21 protein-coding genes are annotated in these 22,423 nt (G+C 61.6%); 15 read left to right on the top strand and 6 right to left on the bottom strand.

Features of this window, described 5'->3' with window-relative positions; translation table 11 throughout:
• Window positions 1–58: 58 nt before the first annotated feature.
• A complete protein-coding gene (locus HER32_RS10595) occupies window positions 59–559 on the bottom strand; it encodes a hypothetical protein (RefSeq protein ID WP_168681848.1) in 501 nt (166 codons plus the stop codon).
• Window positions 560–720: 161 nt separating this feature from the next.
• Here HER32_RS10595 and HER32_RS10590 point away from each other — a divergent pair, with 161 nt between their 5' ends.
• Window positions 721–1,248: an NADAR family protein gene (locus HER32_RS10590; protein WP_232066228.1), complete on the top strand. Its 528-nt coding sequence runs from the start codon at window positions 721–723 to the stop codon at window positions 1,246–1,248.
• On the opposite strand, the gene HER32_RS10585 is transcribed toward HER32_RS10590, so the two are convergent.
• The gene (locus HER32_RS10585; RefSeq protein WP_149070236.1) at window positions 1,238–1,495 is read right to left on the bottom strand and encodes a hypothetical protein; all 258 of its coding nucleotides are present in this window, start codon (window positions 1,493–1,495) and stop codon (window positions 1,238–1,240) included. The two genes, HER32_RS10590 and HER32_RS10585, sit on opposite strands and share 11 nt — an antisense overlap.
• A gap of 57 nt (window positions 1,496–1,552) precedes the next feature.
• Here HER32_RS10585 and HER32_RS10580 point away from each other — a divergent pair, with 57 nt between their 5' ends.
• The 6 genes from HER32_RS10580 to HER32_RS10555 all read left to right on the top strand — a co-directional run bounded on the left by HER32_RS10580 (window position 1,553) and on the right by HER32_RS10555 (window position 6,020).
• Window positions 1,553–1,855, top strand: coding sequence for a 4a-hydroxytetrahydrobiopterin dehydratase (locus HER32_RS10580; protein WP_373281607.1), 303 nt, complete (start codon window positions 1,553–1,555; stop codon window positions 1,853–1,855).
• A gap of 83 nt (window positions 1,856–1,938) precedes the next feature.
• Window positions 1,939–2,667 carry a 16S rRNA (cytidine(1402)-2'-O)-methyltransferase gene (gene rsmI, locus HER32_RS10575; RefSeq protein ID WP_168681847.1) on the top strand — a complete coding sequence of 243 codons (729 nt, stop codon included), beginning with the start codon at window positions 1,939–1,941 and terminating at the stop codon, window positions 2,665–2,667.
• Between the two features lie 10 nt (window positions 2,668–2,677).
• Entirely contained in the window at window positions 2,678–4,366 is a 1,689-nt protein-coding gene (gene lnt, locus HER32_RS10570; RefSeq protein WP_168681846.1) for an apolipoprotein N-acyltransferase, read from the top strand.
• Between the two features lie 86 nt (window positions 4,367–4,452).
• On the top strand, window positions 4,453–5,250 hold the full coding sequence (locus tag HER32_RS10565; protein ID WP_168681845.1) for an inositol monophosphatase family protein: 798 nt from the start codon (window positions 4,453–4,455) through the stop codon (window positions 5,248–5,250).
• Between the two features lie 105 nt (window positions 5,251–5,355).
• Window positions 5,356–5,550 (top strand): FeoB-associated Cys-rich membrane protein, encoded by a 195-nt coding sequence (locus tag HER32_RS10560; RefSeq protein ID WP_168681844.1) that lies wholly within the window; start codon window positions 5,356–5,358, stop codon window positions 5,548–5,550.
• A 128-nt stretch (window positions 5,551–5,678) separates the two neighbouring features.
• Window positions 5,679–6,020, top strand: coding sequence for a hypothetical protein (locus tag HER32_RS10555; protein ID WP_149070241.1), 342 nt, complete (start codon window positions 5,679–5,681; stop codon window positions 6,018–6,020).
• A 94-nt stretch (window positions 6,021–6,114) separates the two neighbouring features.
• On the opposite strand, the gene HER32_RS10550 is transcribed toward HER32_RS10555, so the two are convergent.
• The 3 genes from HER32_RS10550 to radA all read right to left on the bottom strand — a co-directional run bounded on the left by HER32_RS10550 (window position 6,115) and on the right by radA (window position 10,295).
• A complete protein-coding gene (locus HER32_RS10550; RefSeq protein WP_149070242.1) occupies window positions 6,115–7,137 on the bottom strand; it encodes an SPASM domain-containing protein in 1,023 nt (340 codons plus the stop codon).
• 110 nt (window positions 7,138–7,247) lie between these two features.
• Window positions 7,248–8,699: a TlpA family protein disulfide reductase gene (locus HER32_RS10545; RefSeq protein ID WP_149070243.1), complete on the bottom strand. Its 1,452-nt coding sequence runs from the start codon at window positions 8,697–8,699 to the stop codon at window positions 7,248–7,250.
• A 204-nt stretch (window positions 8,700–8,903) separates the two neighbouring features.
• Window positions 8,904–10,295, bottom strand: a complete 1,392-nt coding sequence (gene radA / locus HER32_RS10540; protein WP_168681843.1) for a DNA repair protein RadA — start codon at window positions 10,293–10,295, stop codon at window positions 8,904–8,906.
• Between the two features lie 252 nt (window positions 10,296–10,547).
• Between radA and HER32_RS10535 the strand changes: the two genes are divergently transcribed.
• The 8 genes from HER32_RS10535 (at window position 10,548) to HER32_RS10500 (ending at window position 20,869) form a co-directional block, all read left to right on the top strand.
• Window positions 10,548–10,994, top strand: a complete 447-nt coding sequence (locus HER32_RS10535; protein WP_149070247.1) for a DUF2846 domain-containing protein — start codon at window positions 10,548–10,550, stop codon at window positions 10,992–10,994.
• 216 nt (window positions 10,995–11,210) lie between these two features.
• Complete coding sequence (locus HER32_RS10530; RefSeq protein WP_168681842.1) at window positions 11,211–11,615, top strand: helix-turn-helix domain-containing protein; 405 nt, start codon at window positions 11,211–11,213, stop codon at window positions 11,613–11,615.
• Window positions 11,616–11,747: 132 nt separating this feature from the next.
• Complete coding sequence (locus HER32_RS10525) at window positions 11,748–14,294, top strand: tail fiber domain-containing protein (RefSeq protein WP_168681841.1); 2,547 nt, start codon at window positions 11,748–11,750, stop codon at window positions 14,292–14,294.
• A gap of 36 nt (window positions 14,295–14,330) precedes the next feature.
• On the top strand, window positions 14,331–15,794 hold the full coding sequence (locus tag HER32_RS10520) for a T9SS type A sorting domain-containing protein (protein ID WP_168681840.1): 1,464 nt from the start codon (window positions 14,331–14,333) through the stop codon (window positions 15,792–15,794).
• Window positions 15,795–15,869: 75 nt separating this feature from the next.
• Window positions 15,870–17,264: a sensor histidine kinase gene (locus tag HER32_RS10515; protein ID WP_168681839.1), complete on the top strand. Its 1,395-nt coding sequence runs from the start codon at window positions 15,870–15,872 to the stop codon at window positions 17,262–17,264.
• 238 nt (window positions 17,265–17,502) lie between these two features.
• Window positions 17,503–19,158, top strand: coding sequence for an FAD-dependent oxidoreductase (locus HER32_RS10510; RefSeq protein WP_149070253.1), 1,656 nt, complete (start codon window positions 17,503–17,505; stop codon window positions 19,156–19,158).
• A gap of 236 nt (window positions 19,159–19,394) precedes the next feature.
• Window positions 19,395–20,216, top strand: a complete 822-nt coding sequence (locus HER32_RS10505; protein WP_149070254.1) for a metallophosphoesterase family protein — start codon at window positions 19,395–19,397, stop codon at window positions 20,214–20,216.
• Complete coding sequence (locus tag HER32_RS10500; RefSeq protein WP_168681838.1) at window positions 20,216–20,869, top strand: hypothetical protein; 654 nt, start codon at window positions 20,216–20,218, stop codon at window positions 20,867–20,869. The genes HER32_RS10505 and HER32_RS10500 overlap by 1 nt, the downstream gene beginning before the upstream one ends.
• 10 nt (window positions 20,870–20,879) lie before the next feature.
• On the opposite strand, the gene HER32_RS10495 is transcribed toward HER32_RS10500, so the two are convergent.
• Window positions 20,880–22,271, bottom strand: coding sequence for a lysophospholipid acyltransferase family protein (locus HER32_RS10495; RefSeq protein ID WP_168681837.1), 1,392 nt, complete (start codon window positions 22,269–22,271; stop codon window positions 20,880–20,882).
• Window positions 22,272–22,423 lie beyond the last annotated feature (152 nt).

Here is a 22,423-nt window from a genome sequence, read left to right as displayed (position 1 = left end):
GTTAGCGTGAGAAAAAACAGCTTCCTACCCTCATAAGGATAGGAAGCCGGGTAAAAGGTTACTGGTCGATGGCCGTATCGGTGGCGTTCGGGTCGGTCAGGTCGGCGTTAGTGCCTTGGCGGGCCAGCTCCGAGTTGTCAACGGTGCGCGGCTCCATCTGGCCCATCCCAACGCGGGAGTTGGGGTTGCGCATCTCGTCGCGGCCGGGGCGGTCATCGTCCGCATCCAGTTCGTCCACGGGCCGGCGCGCTTCCAGATCCGGATCTTCGTCGGCGGGCAAATCCTGGTTGGGGCGGTCAGGCTGGCCTTCGTCGGTGCTGCGGATGTTGTCTTTGGGCAGCTGCAGGTCGTCGGTATTTTCGTTCACCGACACGGCCGTGATGCCCGAGCCGCTATCGGTGCCGAAGCCTTCCTTGCCGTCGCGGTTGCCGAAGCCCCCGCGGGCATCCTCGTTCTTGGGTGGGTCGGCGCCGGGAATGATGTGTCCGGCTTCCAGTTCCTGGTCGGTGGTGTCGTCGTTGATAACGCGCACGGGGCGGTTGTTGGGGTCAATAGCCATAGGAAGGTCAGCGCTTGGAATGGGAAAGGTGTTTGCTTAGGGTGTACTGCCGTTTGCAGATTTAGGTTTAGGTTTGATGCCCTGCTTACCCGCACAAAATCCCGGCTTCTTCCTGCGCTATGGCTCTTAAAGCAACTCCCCAAATTCGGTCTGTTGAAAGCTTGCTCGCTCACCTGGCAGCAGGCTACCAAGCAAAGTATTTGTACTTCTGGGGCCACACGGGCAAACCCGATACAGCCGTTGGTAAAGAGTGCTTCAGCCAGTGGTACCCAGCTGCTTTCACGGTAGCTAACGAAACATATGCCACCGCGGAGCACTACATGATGGCTGAAAAGGCGCGTCTTTTCGACGATGAAACTACCCGCCAAGCTATCCTGCACGCCCGGCACCCAAATGAGGCCAAAAAGCTGGGCCGTCAGATCAAGCACTTCGACGAGGCCCGGTGGAATGCTACCCGGTTTGAAGTAGTTGTGCGGGGCAATGAAGCTAAGTTCAGCCAGAACCCTGCCCTGCTGGAGTATTTGCTGACCACTGACCAGCGGGTATTGGTAGAAGCTAGCCCGGTAGACCCCATCTGGGGAATTGGCCTTGCTCAAGACGACCCAAAAGCCGCCGACCCAGCCGAGTGGGCAGGCCTCAACCTGCTAGGGTTTGCCTTGATGGAAGTGCGGGCGCGGCTTAGCGCATAATCTTACCGCGCAGGTCCCAGTGGCTCGATTTCACAACCAGGCTGCCCGGCTCCCGCTTGATGGTGCGCGTGTACCGTTCCCCGGCTATGGCCCCATCGGGCCGGCGCTTGCCGAAGAACAGCGTTACCGGCTCACCGTGCTCGTTCGTAATAAAGGTGATGTCGTACCCCTTGAATACGTCATCAATGCGCGAAGAGGGCTCGTATAGTTTGCTGAGTTTCTGGTCTAGCAGGCGGTGCAGTGGCATAGCTTGGCGAGGTTGGTTGTTACCTGAATTTACGCTGCCCGTCGTTTTTGGATAAGGTTGGGCTTCGTCGCAGAATATCCATACCAGCTTCTTTTACATTCTTCTATGTGGCTCGAACAAGACAACGCCCTCACCCGCTCTTTCCGCTTCAAAGACTTTCAAACCGCGTTCAGCTTCATGACCGACGTGGCCGAGGAAGCCGAATACCAGGAACACCACCCGTGGTGGAGCAATGAGTACAATGTGGTAACCTTCCGGCTACGGACGCACGATTCGGGTAATAGCATCACCGCCAAAGACCACCAGTTGGCCGCAGCCATTGATAAGCTGGCGGAAATGTATAAAGCCACCAGCGCGTAGAGGCCGGGGCGCGGGCCCCTGCCACGCCATCCGTTTTTATCCGTTCCTGCATCCGTCAGCATCTGTGGTCTACCTTTGTGGCTATGGCTGAAACTCCCGCTCCCACCCTGCTTTACCTAGTGCCCACCCCCATCGGCAACTTAGAGGACATTACGCTGCGGGCTATTCGAGTACTTGGCGAGGTAGATACCGTGCTGGCCGAGGACACGCGCACCAGCGGCCGCCTTATGCAGCACCTGGGCTTGAAGAAGCCTATGCTTAGCTACCACCTGCACAACGAGCACCAGCAGGTACAGCGCCTGCTCGAACGGCTGGAAAAAGGCGAAACCATGGCCTTGGTTTCAGACGCTGGCACCCCCGGAATTTCTGACCCTGGCTTCCTGTTGGTGCGGGAGTGCCTGGCCCGCGGCCTGAAGGTGGAATGCTTACCTGGCCCCACCGCTCTGGTGCCCGCCTTGCTGAAATCGGGCTTCGGGGCCGAGCGGTTTACATTCGAAGGCTTTCTGCCAGTGAAGAAAGGCCGCCAGACGCGCCTGCGGGAGCTGGCCCAGGAAACCCGCACCATGATTTTCTACGAGTCTCCCCACCGCATTGTGAAAACCCTGGAGCAGCTGGCCGACGTGCTGGGCCCCGAGCGGCCGGCCTCCGTGAGCCGGGAGCTGACCAAGCTGTTCGAAGAAACCGTGACGGCGCCTCTAGCCGAGCTGGCTGCCAACTTCGCGGCCCGCGCGGCCATCAAAGGCGAAATCGTGCTGGTAGTGCAGGGCCGCAAAGAAGAACGTATCAAAGAAGACCACCGTGCCGACGACTAATTCTACGCTTATGCCGGCGGCCCCCGCCTTACCCAAAAGCAAGCTGGCCGTGGGCCTGCCGTTTCTGCTGGCCTGGCTGGGCGGCTTTCTGTTATGGGCCGGCTGGCCCGTGCACCCGGCGCCGCTGGCCCTATTGCTGCTGGTAGGCTGGGTGCCCTACCTGCGCCTGGAGCAGCTGCTCACGGAGCGCGGGGCTAGCGGCTGGAAGGTATGGCGCTATTCCTACCTGCTCCTGCTGTTGTGGAACCTGTTCACCACGTATTGGGTGAGCTACAGCACCTTGGGCGGGGGCATCACAGCCGTGGTGTGCAATGCTCTGATGATGAGCGCGCCGCTCATGGCGTTCTACCACACCAAAAAGCGTCTGGGCGCTACGGCGGGATATATTTCTCTCCCCATTTACTGGATTGCCTTCGAGCAGCTGCACCTGCACTGGTTTCTGACCTGGCCCTGGCTCACGCTGGGCAACGGGTTTGCCAAGGCCAACCAGTGGGTGCAATGGTACGAGTACACCGGTTTCCTGGGCGGCTCCGTGTGGATCTGGCTGGTGAATATCCTCGTGTTTGGGGCCTGGTTCGGCCTGCAGCACCGTTCGGCGGCAGCAGGGGGCACGGCCTCTACGGCCCGCCGCCGGCTCCCCTGGGTTTGGCCTACTTTGGCGGCGCTACTGCCCATTGGCGCTTCTTACCTGATAGGCAGCACCTACCAAGAGAAGGGGAATACGGCCGAAATCCTGGCCATCCAGCCCAACGTCGACCCTTTCAACGAGAAGTTTGCCAGTGGCAGCAAGTTCATTTCCTTCGATGAGCAACTCACGCGCTTACTCACGCTAAGTGAGCAAAATCTAACGCCCCAGACTAAGCTGATTCTGTGGCCGGAAACGTCGCTGGACGAAATCTACTTTGAGGACTCCTTCGACAGCAACCCCAAGATCCAGCGCATCCGGCAATGGCTGGGGCAGCACCCCGGCGTAGAGCTCATCACGGGCCTAACCAGCGTGGGCCGCTACCCTACCAAAGAAGAGGCCAGCCCCACGGCCCGCTTCCGCGAAGACCTGGGGTACTACGACATCTTCAATACGGCCGTGCACCTGGCGGGGCCAGTAGGTGCCCCCGAGTTCTACCATAAGTCGCGGCTGGTGCCGGGCGTGGAGGGCGTGCCGCCGTGGCTGTCGGCTTTCGTTATTGACCTGGGCGGCACGGCCGGGGGCTTGGGCTCCCAGCCCGAGCGCACGGTGTACCAAACCAAGACGCCAGCCCTGCGCGTGGCCCCGGTTATCTGCTACGAATCCATCTACGGCGACTTCGTGCGCGACTACGTCCGCAAAGGAGCTTCCCTGATTGGCATCATCACCAACGACGGCTGGTGGAGCGACTCGCCGGGGCACCAGCAGCACCTGCAGTATGCTACCCTGCGCGCCATCGAAACCCGCCGCGACATAGCCCGCTCCGCCAACACCGGCATTTCGGGCTTCATCAACCAGAAAGGTGAAATCATCCAGCGCACCGGCTGGTGGGTACAAACCGTCAGCCGGGCCACCGTGCGCCTCAATACCGAAGAAACGTTCTACGTGCGCTACGGGGAGCTGATTGGCCCTGCCTGCCAAGTGCTGGCAGTGTTGCTGCTGGCGTGGCTCGCGGCTCATACATTCCTGCGTAAAAAGAACGTCATGCTGAGCGAAGCCGAAGCATCTCGCTAGTGTGGTAATTACCATCACAACACATCAGCACGCGAGATGCCTCAGCTACGCTTGGCATGACGCCTTAATAACAAATAACCCTAACGATGGACTTCATTCAACTCAGCCTCGAAACCGCCGAGGTAGCTCGCCGGGCCGGTCAGTTTATTCGCCAGGAGGCGGCCCGTTTCGACCGCAGCCGCGTGGAGCACAAGGGCCTGCACGACATGGTATCGTACGTGGACCAGGAGTCGGAGAAGCTGCTGGTGGCGGGGCTGCGGGAGCTGCTGCCCCAGGCCGGCTTTATCACGGAGGAAGGTACCGCCGGTGCCCCCAGCCGGGCCGAGGAGTTTACCTGGATTATCGACCCGCTGGATGGCACCACCAACTTCATTCACGGCCTGCCCTGCTACTCCGTGAGCATAGCCCTGCTGCAGGGCAATGAGCTGGTAGTGGGCGTGGTGTACGAAGTAAACCAGGACGAGTGCTTCCGGGCCGTGCGCGGCGGCGGGGCGTTCTGCAACGAGCAGCGCATTCACGTATCGGGCACGGCCGAGCTAAACTCTTCCCTTATCGCCACGGGTTTCCCCTACAGCAACTTTGCCCGCGTCGATACCTATCTGCCAATCCTGAAGGAGTTTATGCGCCGCACCAATGGCATCCGCCGTGTGGGCTCGGCCGCCGTAGACCTGGCCTGGGTAGCCGCGGGCCGCTTCGATGGCTATTTTGAGTTCAACATCAACTCCTACGACGTAGCGGCCGGCATTCTGCTGGTGCGGGAAGCAGGCGGCCACGTCACGCAGTTTTTGCACGACGGCGACCCGGTGTTCGGGCGTGAGGTGCTGGCTTCCAACACCGCCGTGCACGCCGAAATGCAGCAAGTTATCGGTGAGTTCTGGTCGTAGGCCGCGGCCTGCTGCCCTGGTGTCTGGCTTGGCGCTGTAGCTGACCGACAAGAAAAATCCAGCACCGGAAAACGAAAACGCCTGCTTCGTAGTTTTGTACCCATCATGTGGATTCAATACCTCATCATTGCCTTGCTTTTCGCGGGAGCAGCGTTTTATGTAGGCCGCATTTTCTGGCGCGCCTTCTTCACCAAAAGCGCGGCCGGTTGCGCCAAAGGCTGCGGAGCCTGCTCTACCATTGATGTAGACCGGCTGCAGCGGACCATCGAAGCCGCCGCAAGCAGGCAGCCCGTAGGCTAGCGTCTTAACTCCGCTTTAATTTCCGACAACCTGCCCCCGTCCTGGCCTCGTATAGCCGGGACGGGGGCAGGTCTTTTTAGCGCCTCCTCTACTCCCGACTCTCTCCCACATCCAACGCCCCTTTCGCCATGCAAGACAAAGAAGAAGAACGCTCCCTCATCAACGTTGAGAAGAAACTATCCGCCGATGGCTTCACCCAGGACTTTCAGGTGAAAGGTGGCCGCCTGTGCACCATCAGCACGGAGTCCAGCAAGACCTACGGCCCGGAGCAGGTGACCATCGTTGATTTCTACCGCTTTGAGGGCGAATCGGACCCCGATGATATGTCGATTCTGTACGCACTGGAAACCAGCGACGGAGTACGCGGCACCATTTCCTCGGCCTACGGCACTTACGGCGACTCCGACGCGCTTGACTTTCTGAAGCAGGTAGAAGACCTCGGCAAAAACCTGCATAAAAGCCACAAGTAGGTAATTAGTAATTGATAAAGAAGAATACAGAATTGGCCGTTCCGGACCGCTTACTTAGCGTCCGGACGGCCAATTCTGTATTCCTCGTTCTTCATCACCCCCACACCTTGGTACCCTCCGTGCAGTTGCGGCACATGTCTATCTGGTCGCGGCCTTTGAGGAGGGAGGCGCGGAACTGGCGGTACTTGGGGCCGTGCCAGAGCTGGCGGAAGGTTTGCGTTTTCAGGTCGCCGAGGCGGTACTCAGCGTCTTTATCGAAGCAGCAGGGCACTACCAGTCCGTCCCAGGTGACCACGCAGGAGTGCCACATCTTCCAGCAGTGGTTGAGCAGGCGGTTCTTGATGCTCCAAGTGCCGTCCTGGTTGTTCTGGTAGCGCGAGTAGTAATCGATGGTCGGAATCAGCGGGGAGCCTTGCTGGTAGTCGTAGATCTGAGCCGTTTTAAACCACACGTCATCCACGCCCAGCTCCCGGGCCAGTTGCTTCGCCTCGGCCATCTGGTGCTCGTTGGGGCGCACCACCAGAAACTGAAACACCACCCGCGGCGTCTGCGACTTCAATTCCCGCCGCCACTTGATGAGGTTGCGGGTGCCCTCCAGTACTTTATCGAGCTTGCCGCCCACGCGGTACTGCTGGTACACTTCTTGGGTGGTGCCATCGAGGGAAATAATCAGCCTATCGAGCCCTGACTCTACGGTGCGCCGGGCGTTTTTATCGTTGAGATAATGGGCGTTGGTGCTGGTTGCGGTGTAGATGCCCTTTTTCGAGGCGTACTGTACCAGGTCCAGGAAGTTGGGGTGCAGGTAGGGTTCCCCCTGGAAGTAGAAAATCAGATACCACAGCCGCGAAGCTACCTCATCAATCGTCTGCCGGAACAGCTCGTCGGGCAGCATGCCGGTGGGGCGCGTGAAAGAGCGCAGTCCACTGGGGCACTCCGGGCAGCGCAGGTTGCAGCTGGTGGTGGGCTCAAACGACAGCGCCACGGGCAGGCCCCAGTGCCGGGCTTTGCCCGTAGCCTTGCTTAGCAAATAGCCGCCCGTCACCTGCGCGGCGTTCCAAAGGCGGCGCGGCGTGGCTTTAGAAAGAAAGTTGAGCGAATCGGTAAGTAAGGAAGCCATCTGAGGGGTAAAGGTCGGCAAGGAAACCCAGCCAGCCGCTACGGACCCGCTGTAAACACCGCCGCCTCCCGGGGTTCCGGGAGGCGGCGGCCAAGCTAAAACCCTAAAGGCTACTTTTTGATTTCAGCCGTGCTGGTATATAGCGCGGCTTTGCCAAACGAATCCTTGATTTCATCCACGGCGGCGTGGCTGCTCAGGCGCTTGGGCTTAGTATTGAGGAAGGTACCATCCTCGGCCAGCAGGAAATAGGCCGGCACGTTGTCGAGGGCGTAGGCTTTGGCCAGGGCCGAGCGCAGTCCCCCCACGGCGCGGGCATGCACCCCGGGCAGCTTTTTGCTGATAACCAGCTGTTTCCAGGCCGGCTCGTTTTCGTCCAGGGCAATGTTCAGGAAAACAATGTTTTTGCCGTCGAATTTCTTGGCCAGATCGGCGGCGTAGGGCAGGTCGCGCAGGCAAAGGCCGCTGGTGCTTTTCCAGAAGTTGAGGTAGACCAGCTTGCCAGCGAAGCTGCGCAGGGAAACCGAATCTCCATTCACAGCCACAAGCTTGAAATCGGGAGCCAGCGCACCGATGGAAAAGGCCTTGTGCGCGTCGAAATCTGCCTGCAGGGCGGGCGCGTACTTCTTGGCGCCTTCAATGGCAACAAAGTCGCTGAGCATGGCCTGCGACACCTTCACATGGCCAAACCGGAACGACTCCTGCATCACGCGGCCCATCACCAAAGGACGAATGGGGCCGCTGAGCTTGGTCTTGGCCAGCTCGTAGCACACCTGGAAAAAATCCGGGTCGGTGCGGCGGTGATTCTGAATAACGGCCTGGTAGTGAATGTAGTTGAGCAGGAATTCCTGATACGTTTCGTTGCCAATGGCCGAGGGGTTGTTCACGAGCTTCTCGTCGTTGAGGAAGTCGTAGAACGTCGGGGTCATTTTCAGACGGGGCTCGGTGGCTACTACCTGCTCGCGCAGGTCCTGAAAGGTGAGCCGGTCGTTGGCGTAGGTGTAGTCAATTTCCGCCTTAATGTAGTTGCGGAAAGTAGGCGTCAGGCTTTCCTGGTTTTCTTCGAGGAATTTCAGCTCGTGCTTGCGGCGGTAGTCCAGAAAATCAAGGAAGCCGGGCTCGTAAAGCATGATATTGTCAGGCAGCACCTGAAAACCGTCGTTTTCCACGAACCGCTCGTCCATCTCAGCCAGAAAGGTATTGGCCTCGGCGCCCGTGCCCTTAAACTTCACCGTGCCCACCAGATCGGAACCCTTAAACCGGATATCCAACGTGTTGCCGGGCTCCACAAACAGCTGGGTGGCGTCGTCGCCGTACACCAGGTCGGCTTTCGTGGGGCCGCTTACCGGCACGGCCAGCCGAAACTCTCCTTTGTCGTTGACGCGAGCGTAGGTAAGCTGTTCGTGAGCTTCGAGGGGATTTTCGCGCACTGCTACGGCAATAGAGTCGCTGGTGCGGTTGCTGATTTTGCCAGTCAGCACCACGGTACCCTGGGCCCAGCCAAGCACCGGGCTCAGCAGCGCCGCCACAAGGCAACTAGCAGTCAGGCGGAAAACTGAAGTCATCGAAAAAGCAGTATCGGAGGATTTTACACGGAGCAAGCACGGCGCACGGCTACTTTCGGCACCTGAAAGCAACCCAACTTTTCCACCCCTTTTCGCGGGAAAAGTCAATTGCTATACCGAAGATACGGCATTCAGGTTCAGAAAGTCCAATCCAAGGACATAATTTTTTCGTAACCCACCGCTCCAGGGCCGAATTTAGCCCGCTTAGCCAAACAAACCCGACAGCACTTCGTCGAGGCGGCCGGAGGGGTGCACCCGGATGCCGTAGCGGCTCAGGTCCAGGCCGCGGGCGTTGAACTGGGAGATGTACATTTCCGCAAAGCCCAGCTTCTCGGCCTCACTCAGGCGCTGGTCCAGCCGGCTCACCGCCCGGATTTCTCCGCTAAGTCCCACTTCCGCCGCCAGGCAGATTTCGCCCGCCAGCGGAATATCGTTCAGGCTGCTCACCACGGCGGCGCACACGGCCAGGTCCAGGGCGGGGTCGTCGAGGCGCAGGCCGCCGGCAATGTTCAGGAACACGTCGTGCTGGCCCAGGCGCAGGCCGCTGCGCTTTTCGAGCACGGCCAGCAGCATCTGCAGGCGCTTGGCGTCGAAGCCCGTGGCCGAGCGCTGGGGCGTGCCGTAGGTGGCGGGCGTCACGAGGGCCTGCACTTCCACCAGCAGGGGGCGGTTGCCTTCCAGCGTAGCCCCGATGGCAATGCCGCTGAGCGTTTCGGTGCGCTGGCTGAGCAGGATTTCGGAGGGGTTGCTCACCTGCCGCAGCCCCGAGCCCTGCATTTCGTAGATGCCCAACTCGGAGGTGGAGCCAAAGCGGTTTTTGATGGTGCGCAGGATGCGGTAGGTCAGGTGCCGGTCGCCCTCGAACTGCAGCACTGTGTCGACCATGTGCTCCAGAATTTTGGGTCCGGCAATAGAGCCATCCTTAGTGATGTGGCCGATGAGCAGCACGGGCACCCCGGTTTCCTTGGCGTACTTGAGCAGTTCCTGGGTACACTCCCGTACCTGGCTCACCGAGCCCGCCCCGGCTTCTACCAGCGAGGAGTGCAGGGTCTGGATGGAGTCGATAATGACCACGTTGGGCTGGAGCTGGTCGATCTGGCGGAAGATGTTCTGCGTGCCCGTTTCGGTGAGAATGTAGAGCCCCGCGTGCTGCTGGCCCAACCGCTCGGCCCGCATCTTAATCTGCTGCTCACTTTCCTCCCCGCTCACGTACAGCACCTTCAGCCGGCCCAGGTGCATGGCAATCTGGAGCATGAGCGTGCTTTTGCCGATGCCGGGCTCACCTCCTATGAGCACCAAAGAGCCGGGCACAAGGCCCCCGCCCAGCACGCGGTTCAGCTCCCCGTCGTGGGTGTCGAGGCGCGACTCTTCTTCGTAGAGGATTTCGCCCAGGGGCTTGGGCTTAGCCGCTTTCGTGGGCGAGCTGCCCACGGTGGTGGAGGCTTTCCAGGCCGTATTGGCCGTGGCCGTATCGGCTTTTTCGATGACCTCTTCCACGTAAGTGTTCCACTCCCCACAGCTGGGGCAGCGGCCAATCCATTTGGCACTCTGGGCGCCGCAGTTCTGGCAGAAAAAGAGGGTTTTTACTTTAGCCATAGCGGTATAGGAGGGAAAGACAGGGGCAAAAAGACAGAAGGCAAACGGCGGCCAAAAAGTTTAGCAAGAAAGGAGTTTTTGCGGGCTTCCGCGCGCCCCCGGGCGAGCGGCCTCACGCCGTAGCGCCCTAAGTACTTAGCCGGAACCCCACCAGAATTATTCGGGGGCCTCTGCGGCCAGGCAACCTTTGCACCTTCCCCCTGACTCTGTACCTTGAGCTCATCTACCAACCCTTCTCCCTTTTACCCCTGTATGCGTTACCTTCTTTGCACAGGCCTGCTGCTGGCCGCCGCCAGTGCCAGCTATGCCCAGGGCGCCCTGCCCGAACCCACGCCCGATATGGCCACCGTGGTGTTTTACCGCCCGCCCATGCTGGCCCAGGCCGGCGTCAACTTTACCGTGCGCGCTAACGGGGCCGAGCTGTGCCGCCTCAGCAACAAGCGCTATTTCGTGGCCAAGCTCAAACCCGGCGAAACGGCCTTCACCTCCGTAGCCGGGGGGCTCAACATCCCCGACCAGGACAAGTTCGACCTGAACCTGGAGGCTGGCAAGGTTTACTACATCCAGGGCGACGTAAAAACCCGGCTGATGACCGTGAAAATGGTCTTTACGGAAGTAACCGAGTCGACCTACAAAAAGAAAAACGCCGACCTGAAACCCGATAACTGCGAGGTTGCCGCGCCCGCAGAAAGCAAGTAACCGACCACGCCGGCCTTTCCCCTTGGCTCTTCTCCGATGCTGGTCGTGCTTTACGGTGGCCTGCACCGGGGAAGAGCCAAGCTGTTTTAGCGGAGAAGGAGTAGAAATTAAGCGTAGGCGGGCTGCTACTCCCTGCTAAGGCGGGATTGGCAGAAATTTACTAGTCCTCCCCACCAGGCCCGGCGAGCTTTGCGGCCACGTATTTTCCTTCTGCCGATGCCTGCCAAAGCCCGTAAGGATTCGTCTTCACTGCTGCTGCTTTCTACCCAGGGCCGGGAGTATTCCGACGAGGAGCTGCTGCTGCTGCGCCAGTTCCGGCAGGTCGCGGGCCAGATTATGGCCAACCCATTTATCACCATTGCCAGCGCCACCAAGCTCATCGGGCTCAGTGAGCGGACGCTCTACCGCAAGTGCAAGGAACTCACGGGCCTCACGCCGGCCACCTATCTGCGCCTGCTCCGCCTCGACCGCGCCCGGGAGCTGCTGCTCTCCGGAGAAGCGGCCACCGTGGCCGAAGCTGCTTTTGCCGTGGGCTTCGAGGATACCGACTATTTTGCCCGGGTGTTTTACCGGCACTATGGCCAGCGGGCCAGCGAACTGTTGCGCCCGGCCACTACCTGAAACAGCCGGATTCAAGCAAACAAACAAGCCTGGCGCAAAAGCAAATTGGCAGAAATTTACTAGGGCTGCGCTCAAGGTAAAAGTAGCTTTACGGGCTTAATCAAGGCCCTTTATTCTGCTTTTACGCCCGATATGACTGCACGTTTATCTGCTTTTTCTGTTTGCCCGTCCCGTTTCTTGCTGCTCCTGGCCGCGCTTGGCCTTGCCAGCGGGGCGGCCTGGGCCCAAGTAGGCATCGGTACTACTGCCCCCAGCAGCCAGGCCGCCCTGGAAATTACCGCGCCGGCCAACGACAAGGGCCTGCTGATTCCGCGCCTGACCCAGGCCCAGCGCCGGGCCCTTCTCAACCCACCCCAGGGGCTGATGGTTTTTCAGACCGGTACTGCTACCCTGGCCACCGACTCCGTAGGCTTCTGGTACGCCACCGGCGCCGTCGGCAGCACCGGCACGGGCAAGTGGCTATACCTGCCTGATAAAACCAACGTAGCCGACAACCTGGGCAACCACGTTGCCACCCAGGCCCTCACCGGCACGGGCGCCGACGTGGGCACGGCCGTGGGCGTGGGCATCCGGGCCGACGGGGGGCTGAACCTGGGCCAGAACACCACCGGCAACAACCTGCTGCTGGGCTATCAGGCCGGCAACAGTAGCACGGGCATCCGCAATCAGTTTGTGGGCTACCAAGCCGGACAGCTGAACACGACCGGTGAGGCCAACTACTTTGCGGGCTACCAAGCCGGGCAGAAGAACACCATCGGGAGCCTCAACCAGTTTACCGGCTATTTGGCGGGCAACAGCAACACTACCGGCTTCTTCAACTACTTCAGCGGCGCGGGCGCCGGCTTCAGCAATACCACGGCCAACTACAACTATTTCAGCGGCCACACGGCCGGCTACAGCAACACGACTGGCCATAGCAATCAGTTCACCGGCTATATGGCGGGTTACAACAACACGAGCGGCAGCCTGAACTACTTCAGCGGCAACGCGGCGGGCATCAGCAACCGCACCGGCAGCCAAAACCAGTTTATGGGCTACCAGGCCGGCTACCTCAACGTCAGCGGGGTCAACAACACCTTTGCCGGGTACAACGCGGGCTATACTTCCACTGGCTCGTACAACGTGGCCCTGGGCTACCACGCGGGCTACGACAACGGGTCGGGTAACTTCGGCACGTTTGTGGGCTACCAGGCGGGGCCAGCCACTGCAGGCCTGACCAACGCCACGGCCTTGGGCTACAACGCCCGCGTGGGGCAAAACAATACCCTGGCACTGGGCGGCACCGGCGTCGACGCGGTAAGCGTGGGTATCGGGACGGCCACGCCCGGAGCCACCCTGCACGTGGCCGGCAGTACCAGCACCGTGCGGCTGGCCGGACTGGCCGGCACCGGCACCCGCATGGTGACGGCCGATGCCAACGGCAACCTGAGCACGGCCACCGTGCCGGTAGACGCCGACGCGCAACAGCTAACCCTGAGCGGCCAGACCCTGAGCCTGACCAACGGCAACAGCGTGACGCTGCCCACCGGGGCCGACAACCTAGGCAACCACACCGCTACCCAGAACCTGAATCTGGCTGATAAGGTGCTCGTTGGGCAGAACAGCAGCACTGATGCTGTAGGTACTATCGGGCTGCGGGTGTACTCAGACGGCCAGGTTGGCGTGGGCACTCTGCGCACCCTCGACAGCTATAACAATACGTCCTACGCCGGGCTCGAAGTACACAGTAACCATGGTTTATTGGCCACTGGCAACTTTGTGGGCAACACCGCTGCCGATCCGCCCCAGGAAGGCAGCGGCGCCCGCCTGCTGTGGTACCCGGCTAAAGCCGCCTTCCGAGCTGGGTATGTCAATGGTACTCAGTGGGACGGGGCCAATATTGGCCTTCATTCAGTGGCTATAGGCTATAACAACCGCGCCTCAGGCGACTACGGTGTTGCCCTCGGAAACGGCAGTTCCGCTGCCCAAACCTCTTCGGTGGCTATAGGGGAGGGAAATGTAGCCACGGGTTACACATCCGTGGCTTTAGGCTACTACGCCCATACCGGTGCCCGCCGGGGTTCGTTCGTATTTGCTGACAACAGCGTAACAGGCGCTGTATACGATGCCAATACGGGCCTTACAACGTACAATTACCTGACCGCTACGACCACCAACACCTTTAACGCCCGCTTTGTCAACGGCTATTTTCTTTACACCAACACCGGCCTGACTACCGGTGTGAAAGTGGCTGCCGGGGGCAATGCCTGGGAAACGGTATCGGACTCTACCCGCAAGGAGCATGTCCGGCTGGCCGACGGGGCCGCGTTTCTGCAAAAGATCAGCCGGATGCGCCTGGGCTCCTGGAACTACAAAGGCCAGAGTGCCGACACCATGCGCCACTACGGCCCCATGGCCCAGGACTTCTACGCCGCCTTCGGCCACGACGGCGTAGGTCGCAGTGGCAGCCCGACCAGCATCAACCAGGCCGACTTCGACGGGGTAAACCTGATTGCTATTCAGGCCCTGATCCGAGAGGTAGAGGCATTGAAAGCGGCCAACCTGCGTCTGGAAGCCGCCAACCGCCATCTGAACGCCCAGGCCCAGGCAAGTACGGCCGCGCTGGAAAGTCGCCTGCGGGCCTTGGAAAGCCTGCTGGGCCCGCAGGCTTATGCCAAGCAACCCACGCTAAGTCATTAGTATTCTTATCTTCGATTATTCGTAGCGCGCCGTTGTATGAAACACGTTTCCTCTCTTTCACTGCTACTGCTGCTTGCTGGCACAGTCGCTGCACAAACGCTTACCAATGCCGGTGCCCAGCTAACGGTGGGGGCCGGGGCAACGCTGTACGTAAGTGGCAGCCTCGACAACCAGGCAGCCAGTACCCTCACCAACGCGGGCACGGTTCAAGTTACGGGGGACCTGACAAATACCGGGGCCCTTACTTCGCCGGGTACCCTGGTGTTTGCCGGCGCGGCCAACCAAACCTTCACCCCCGGTACGGCTACCGTCGGTTACCTGACCGTGAGCAACACGGGCGCGGCCGGCAGCAATATCCTGAGCGTGCCCACCAACCTCACCGTTGGCGGGCAGCTGCTGCTGACGCAAGGCATGGTACGCACCAGCGCCACCTCGGCCATTACGCTAGCCGATGGGGCTACCCTTTCGGGCGAGGCCGTGGGCCGCTACGTGCAGGGCAACCTGAGCGTGGTGGACAACAACGGCTCTGGCCTGCAGGACTTCGGCAATGGCCTTATCCTAGACCGCACCTCTCTGGGCATGGTGGTGGTGACACGCACGGCCGGCCTGCAAACGGCAGGGCTGAGTTACGGCGTAAACGCGGCCAACACCAGCCTCCAGGGCATCGACCGGATCTGGAACGTGGTCACTGCCACCCAGCCAGCCGGGCCCCTGGCCGTCACCCTGCAGTGGCTACCCGACGACGACAACGGCTTGGCCGATTTCAGCAACGCTCAGGGCTGGTACAGTGCCAGCGGCCCCACCGCGTGGGCACCCGCTGGCAGCAGTGCCCCTGCCACCCAGGATGCCACCACGCTGGTGCGCAGTCTTACGTTTACTGCTCCCGCTACGGGCCAGAGCCTCGGCTACCTTACCATCTCCAACGCGGCTAATCCGCTGCCCGTTAGCCTTCTGAGCTTTACGGCCGAGCGCCGCGGCCCGGCGGCGGTGCTGCGCTGGGCTACTGCCTCCGAGCTGCGCAATAATCGGTTTGAGGTAGAAGCCGGCACCGACGGGCTAAGCTTCCGCGCTATTGGTACAGTGCGCGGAGCCGGCACTAGTTCTCAGCGCCACGAGTACGCCTTCACCGATGCTAACCTCAGCCGCTATGGGGCTCCCGTAGTGTATTACCGCCTTCGGCAGGTAGACGAGGACGGAAGCGCCCACCTTTCGGAAGTGCGCCCGGTAACCTACAGCGTGCCGGCGGCCTACAGCGTGCAGGCTTACCCCAACCCCTTCGGCTCCAGCCTGGTGGTGCGCGTGGCCGGCATGGTCGGCGGACCAGCTACGTTTGTGCTGCACGATGCCGTGGGCCGGGAAGTAGTGCGCCGGCAGCGGACTTTGCCCCCCGGGGCCCACGATGTTACGCTGGCCGAGCTCGACAACCTGCCCAAGGGCCTTTACGTGCTGACGGTGCAAACGCCCAGTGGCCGGCGCACCCTGAAGCTGGAGCGCGAGTAAGCTGCTCCCGGGCTTGCAAACTTGCTTCGTAGTTCGGTAGTTGTAGCCACACGGCCTACTTCTGCTGTGCGTGCTATGCCTGCTCCCCTTACGCCCGCCGACCTTGCGCGTCTGCCCCTGCTGGCAGATCTGCCCCCTGCCACGTACGACTGGCTGCTCGCCCACGGTGAGCGGCGCACGTTTGCCGACCAGCAAGAAATTACCCGGCCCGGCGAGCCAGCGGAGTACATGATGGCCATTCTGGCAGGGGGCCTGCAGTTTTTTCGGATGGTAAATGGGCAGCGGGAGCCGGGGTTCCGGCTGGAGGCCGGCCAGATCAGCGGCGTACTGCCCTACTCCCGCCTGCGCACCATCAGCGGGTACGGCGTAGCCACCGGACCCACGGTGCTGTTTGTGCTGCACCGTAACTTGTTCCCGGAGCTGGAGCAGGTGAGCCCCGAGCTGGTGCAGCGTCTGGTAAGTGCCATGAGCGACCGGGCCCGCGACGAGGCCCGCGCCCAGGAGCGCGACGAGAAGCTGCGCGCCCTGGGCAAGCTCTCAGCCGGGCTGGCCCACGAGCTTAACAATCCTACCGCGGCCATCGGGCGGGCGGCCCAGGCCCTCACCGACCGGGTGCAGCAGCAGCCGGCCCTGCTGACTGCCCTAGTGCAGCACTGCCCTTCGCCGGAGGCCCTGGCGGCCCTCGTAGCGTTGGCCGAGCCCGCCGGCACTGAAAACCGGGGAGGCTTTACGGCCCTGGAGTGCGCCGATGAGGAAGACCTGCTGGCCGATTGGCTGGAAACCCAGGGCGTGCCCGACGGCTACCGGCTGGCCGCCTCCCTGCTGGAAGCGGGCCGCACCCGCGAAGAGCTGGTGCCTCTGGCTGCCTCCTTGCCTCCCGAGGCCCGGCCCGCAGCCCTGGCCTGGCTGGAAAGCCAGCTGACCTCGCGCTGCCTGCTGCGCGACGTGCAAGAGGCCTCCGGGCGCATCAGCACGCTGGTGAGCAACGTGAAAACCTACTCCCACATGGACCGGGGTGCGGAGTATGCCTCCCTCAGCGTACAGGCTGGCCTCGAAAGCACCCTCAACATCCTGAGCTACCGCCTGCGCGAGCGGCAGATTCAACTGGTGCGCGACTTTGCGCCCCAGCTTCCCCCTATCCGGGGGCAGGTGAGCTCCCTCAACCAAGTGTGGACCAATCTGCTCGACAACGCCCTGGACGTGCTGCCCCTAGGCGGGCGCCTGGAGGTGCGCACCCGGCAGCAGGGCAGCTTTGTACAGGTATACATCATCGATAATGGCCCCGGCATTCCGCCTGAGGTATTGCCGCATATCTTTGAACCGTTCTTCACCACCAAGCAGGCCGGCGAAGGCACGGGGTTGGGGCTCGACATTGCCCAGCGCATTATCCGGGACCACGGCGGCCGGCTTGAGCTCCGCTCCCAGCCCGGCCAAACCGAGTTTTGCGCCTGGCTGCCGGTGCTGAGCTAAGGCACTCTGCCTGGGTAGTATTTTTCTTAGGGAGTGGTTCCGAGGAAGATTCGGGGTGCCTTCTCGGTGCCTTCTCGGAAACACGCCGTTTTGGATACCAACAAGCGTATCTAAAATTTGCACAAAAGAAAGCCATGAGCTGCCTTGCTTTACGCACTGGTCAACACGAAAGCCTGATGCATATGCCTGCTTGCTATGGCTGCCCCTATTCTCTCTTCACCTAGTATCCTCCTGACCTATGGAAAAGAAACCCGTTATCCTGGCCGTTGATGATGACCTCCAAGTGCTGGCCGCCATCGACCGGGATTTGCGCCAGGAGTTTCGGCGCGACTACCGGGTGCTGCGGGCCAACTCCGGGGCCGAAGCCCTGGCCACCCTGCGCGAGCTGCAAGTGCGTAATGAGTCCCTGGCGCTGGTAGTGGCCGATCAGCGCATGCCCGAGATGGAAGGCGTGGAGCTGCTGGAGCAGGTGCGGGCTTTGTTTCCCCAGGCGCGGCGGGTGCTGCTCACGGCCTACGCCGACACGGAGGCCGCTATCCGCGCCATCAACCACGCCCGCCTCGACTACTACCTCATGAAGCCCTGGGACCCGCCCCAGCAGCTGCTCTACCCTACCCTGCACGATTTGCTGAGCGCGTGGCAGGCCACGCACCAGCCCCGGTTTCAGGGCATCCGCCTGATCGGGTTTCAATGGTCGCCGCTTTCCCACGCACTCAAGGACTTCTTGGCGGGCTACATGGTGGCGTTTCAGTGGCTCGACTTCGAGGCCCAGCCTGAAGCCGCGGCTCTGCTGGCCCGCGTAGGCCTCACCACCGCCGACCTACCCGTAGTGGTGTTTGAAGACGGCACCGCCCTGGCCCGGCCCGAGCGCGCCGCCGTAGCCGAAAAGATGGGCTTGGCCATTGCCGCCACCCAGGAGCTGTACGATGTAGTGGTGATTGGGGCCGGGCCGTCCGGGCTGGCCGCAGCCGTATATGGCGCCTCTGAAGGGCTAAAGACGCTCATTATCGAGCGGGAGTCGCCGGGTGGACAGGCGGGCACTTCCTCACGCATCGAAAATTACCTGGGTTTCCCGACGGGCCTGAGCGGCACCGAGCTGGCCCACCGCGCCTGGGCGCAGGCGGTGCGGCTGGGGGCCGAGTTTCTGGCCCCACAGGAAGTAACCAACCTCTGCGTGAAGGACGGCTATAAAGTACTGACGCTGAGCAATGGTAACGAGGTGCGCACCCGGGCCGTGGTGCTGACCACGGGCGTGAGCTACCGCACCCTGGAAGTCCCCGGCATCGACCAGCTGACCGGGGCCGGGGTGTACTATGGCGCGGCCCGCACCGAGGCCCGCTCCTGCCAGGAGCAGGACGTGTACATCGTGGGTGGGGGCAACTCGGCCGGGCAGGCGGCCATGTACCTGGCTACGTATGCCCGGCGCGTGTACATCCTCATCCGGGGCGAGTCCCTGGCGGCGAGCATGTCGGCCTACCTGATTGAGCAGATCGGGCGCACCCCCAATATTGAGATTCTGCCGCACACCCAGGTAGCCGCCGTGCGGGGCCAGGACCACCTCGAAACCGTAGTAATCAGCCGGAACGGAGAGGAAGAGGCGCGGCCCGCGCGGGCCCTCTTCGTGTTCATTGGGGCCCGACCCAGCACCGAGTGGGTGTGCGAACAGGTGATTTGCGATGGGCGGGGCTACGTGCTCACCGGCCGCGACCTGGTGCAGGACCCGCGCTACGCTAGCAGCTGGAAGCGCCAGCGGGAACCCTACGCCCTGGAAACCTGCATTCCCGGCATCTTCGCGGCCGGCGACAGCCGCGCCGGCGCTATGGCCCGCGTAGCCTCGGCCGTGGGCGAGGGCAGCATGGCCATCAAGTTTGTGCATCAATACCTGGACGAGTAACCAGACCAGGCTTTCCCACGCGTCGGCGAGTACCGCCCACGACTCGGAAACGCCTTTTTTCTTTTCCTTCCCAGATAGGCGCTAAGATCTTCATCTGCGGCTTTTTTTCGGAAACGCGCCGCCGATGACGCACTACGGCTGAGCTACAAAACCCAACTATTACATCCGCCGACCGGTATATACCGCGTCTGTGGCCTCCCGGGAGGCTGCGGTTTTGTGATTTTTGTGCTGTGGCTATGCCCCTCTCTTTACCTTTTTTGCGGCCGCTTGTTCCGGCTGCCCTGGGGCTGCTGCTCACCGGCTGCTCCGACCTATTGGAATTCAGTCCCAACGACTACCGCTCCCCCGGCGACCAGCAAGACCTCACGGCCAAAAACCTGGCCCGCCTGCAGCAGCAGCCACCCACCGAGGATACGCTGCGCTTCGTGTTCACCGGCGACTCCCAACGCTTCTACGACGATGCCGAAGACCTGGTGAAGAGCGTGAACCAGCAGCCCGGCATCCAGTTTATGGTGGTGGCGGGGGATATTTCGGACTTTGGGCTGGGCCGCGAAATGCGCTGGGTAGACGACCACCTGCGCAAGCTCAACGTGCCGTATCTCACCGTCATCGGCAACCACGACCAGGTGGGCAACGGCCGGGAAGCCTACCAGCACATCTTTGGCCCCCTCAACTACGCCTTTACGTACGCCGACACCCGGTTCATCATGACCGACACGAACGGCCGCGAGTACAACTTCAACGGCCTCGTGCCGGACCTGCCCTGGGTGCAGCAGCAGCTGGCCGACAACTCTACCCGCCGCCAGATCATTGTGTCCCACGTGCCGCCCCAGGATGGGGATTTCGACCCCGCCTTGCGCGACGGCTACGTTCAGGCGCTGCGGGAAGCCCCGCGCCTGGTGTTCGAGATGAACGGCCACCGCCATTCTTTCAGCATCGGCCAGCCCTTCAATGATGGCGTTACCTACGTCAACTCCGCCGCGTTCGAAGAGCGGGAATATGTGGTAATGACGGTATGGGGGGACAAGGAATTTCGGCTTAAACGTGTGCAGTTCTAATGATACAGCGTCTATTTTTGGCCGCCCTGGCGGCCCTGCCCCTTTCGGCGCTGGCTGCTCCCGTCGCCCCGGATACTGAAGTACTGCAGACGGCTCCGGATACCCTGGCCGGCAAGGCTGCCTCGGCCAACCTTACTCCCTGGTACCGCCCACGCCATCTGGTGCTGCAAACCGGCGGTGGTCTGGGCATGGTGGCCGCCGGAGCCGGCTACACGTTCTGGCGCGACCACGCCGACCTGGATATTCTGGTGGGCTACGTACCGAAGAAGTACGCCGGGTCCACCCTTTCCCTGGCCTCGGCCAAGTTCCTTTACTCGCCCTGGGTGCTGCCGGTGGGCAAAAAGTGGCAGGTGCGTCCCCTGATGGTGGGCGCGTACTTCAGCTACACCCACGGCACCATCAACGACGAGGAGGCCGGGCAGTACACCAAAGGCTACTACTGGTTTTCCACCGACACGCGGGTAGGGCCCTTGCTGGGCAGCCGCATTGGCTACCGGCTCCCGGAAACGCCCTCCGGCCGCTCCCGCCTGCTTTCTGCTTACTATGAGCTTAGCAGCAACGACCTATACCTGATCAGCTACGCGCAAAACCGCAGCGGCCTTTCCCCCGCAGATGTCCTGGTGCTTAGCCTCGGCCTCAAGCTCGACTTTTAAGGATTACCGATCAGGCCCGCTTGGCTTTACGCGCGGCCAAATAGGCTTCACGGGCTTCATTCAGGAGTTGCAGAATGCGGCTGCGCCGCTGGTGCAGCTGCTCCATGCGGGGACGCTGCTTTTGCAGCAGCCGCAACGCCCGCAGCCGGCGCAACCGCGCCGCCAAGTTGTTCCAGTAGCTCAGCGCATAAAAGCCAGTGGGGGCCAGGCTTAGGGCGTAAAGCGTGGTCCAGCGCCAGTCCTGGGTGAAATGGTGCACCAGCATGGTCTGCAACACGTAGCCCAGGCTGAAGGTGAGCATGCCCGTCACCAGCATAATGGGCGCCACAAACTCGGCATCTTTGGTGGCCCGACGCGCTACCATCGAGGGCAGCTTGTAGGGCAGGTAGTTGTTGACGGCTCCGTAGAGGTAAAGCGGGAAGCCCAGCACCAGCCGCAGCGTGGCTTCCGCCGCCCTCGACAGCCGGTTGCCGGTCCGCTGCCGGCTCGAGTCCAGGGCCTCATCCGTCAGGCCCAGCTGGCGCAGCTCTTGGAGGTAGGCTGAGAGCTGCCCACGCACTTCGGCCAGGCGGGTAGGGTCGTGCTGCTCAAAGTACAGGATGCCCTGCTGCACGGTGCGACTCAGCTGGAAATTGTCGTAGAGGGTATTGGGGTCGTCGTCGGGGTTGAGGTGGGAGCCAAACGTGCGCTCCACCTGCTGGCTTAGCTCATCCTCGGCCGCGTCGCGCGTAATCACCAAGCGCACTTCCATGCGCTGGCGGATTTCCTCCGTCAGCGCATCGGCGGCGGCTTCGGGGTCTTGCTGGTACTGAGCGGCATAATCGGCCACCTGAATGGGCGGCCCCACGTTCAGAAACGCATCGGAGCGAAAGCGCTGCGGGTCGAAGTAGTTGATGCCGACGGGTAGAATCTGCAGGCCCAGCTGAAAGCCGCGGCGGGCTTCGGCGCCCAGGGCAATGCGGGCGGCCCCGGTTTTAAGGGGCCGCAGGCGCCGCTCCTGAATACTGCTGCCCTCCGGAAAAATCATGATGGTGCCACGCCGGTCGAAGTAGTCGTAGCAGCGCCCGAAGATGGCTTCGTTCTGGGCAGCCAGCTGCTCGGGCGTGAGCTTCTCGGCCCCGGTTTCCACATCCTGCCGCCGGTAAATCGGAATGGAGTTGCCCGATTCCATAATGGCTTTCACGATGGGGTTCTGAAAAAACGTGCTCTTGGCCAGAAAGGCAATAGGGTCGCGGCGGTTGATGGCCACTACCAGCGGGTCCATCAGCGTATTGGGGTGGTTGCCCACAATCAGCAGCGGCCCGGGCATCTGCAGCCGCTTGGGGTTGCGAACTTCCAGCTGACGGAAAAAGACACGAAGCGCCACCTGCACCAGGGGCTTCATCACGGTATAGAAGAGCATGATGCAAGGTAGTTTCTAGTTTCTGGTTTCCGGGTGATGGTTTTGCATTCCGAGTTGTTGTCATCCTGAGCAACGCGAAGGACCTTCTCACGCCCGCGCGACTGTCGTTAATACGAGGTCGTTCTGACGTAAAAAGGTCCTTCGCGTTGCTC

Origin of the sequence: Hymenobacter sp. BT18 (assembly GCF_012273015.1) — a bacterium.
Lineage (GTDB): Bacteria > Bacteroidota > Bacteroidia > Cytophagales > Hymenobacteraceae > Hymenobacter > Hymenobacter lutimineralis.
Note: the sequence above shows the minus strand (reverse complement) of the source record. Positions and strands in the feature narration are given on the sequence as shown.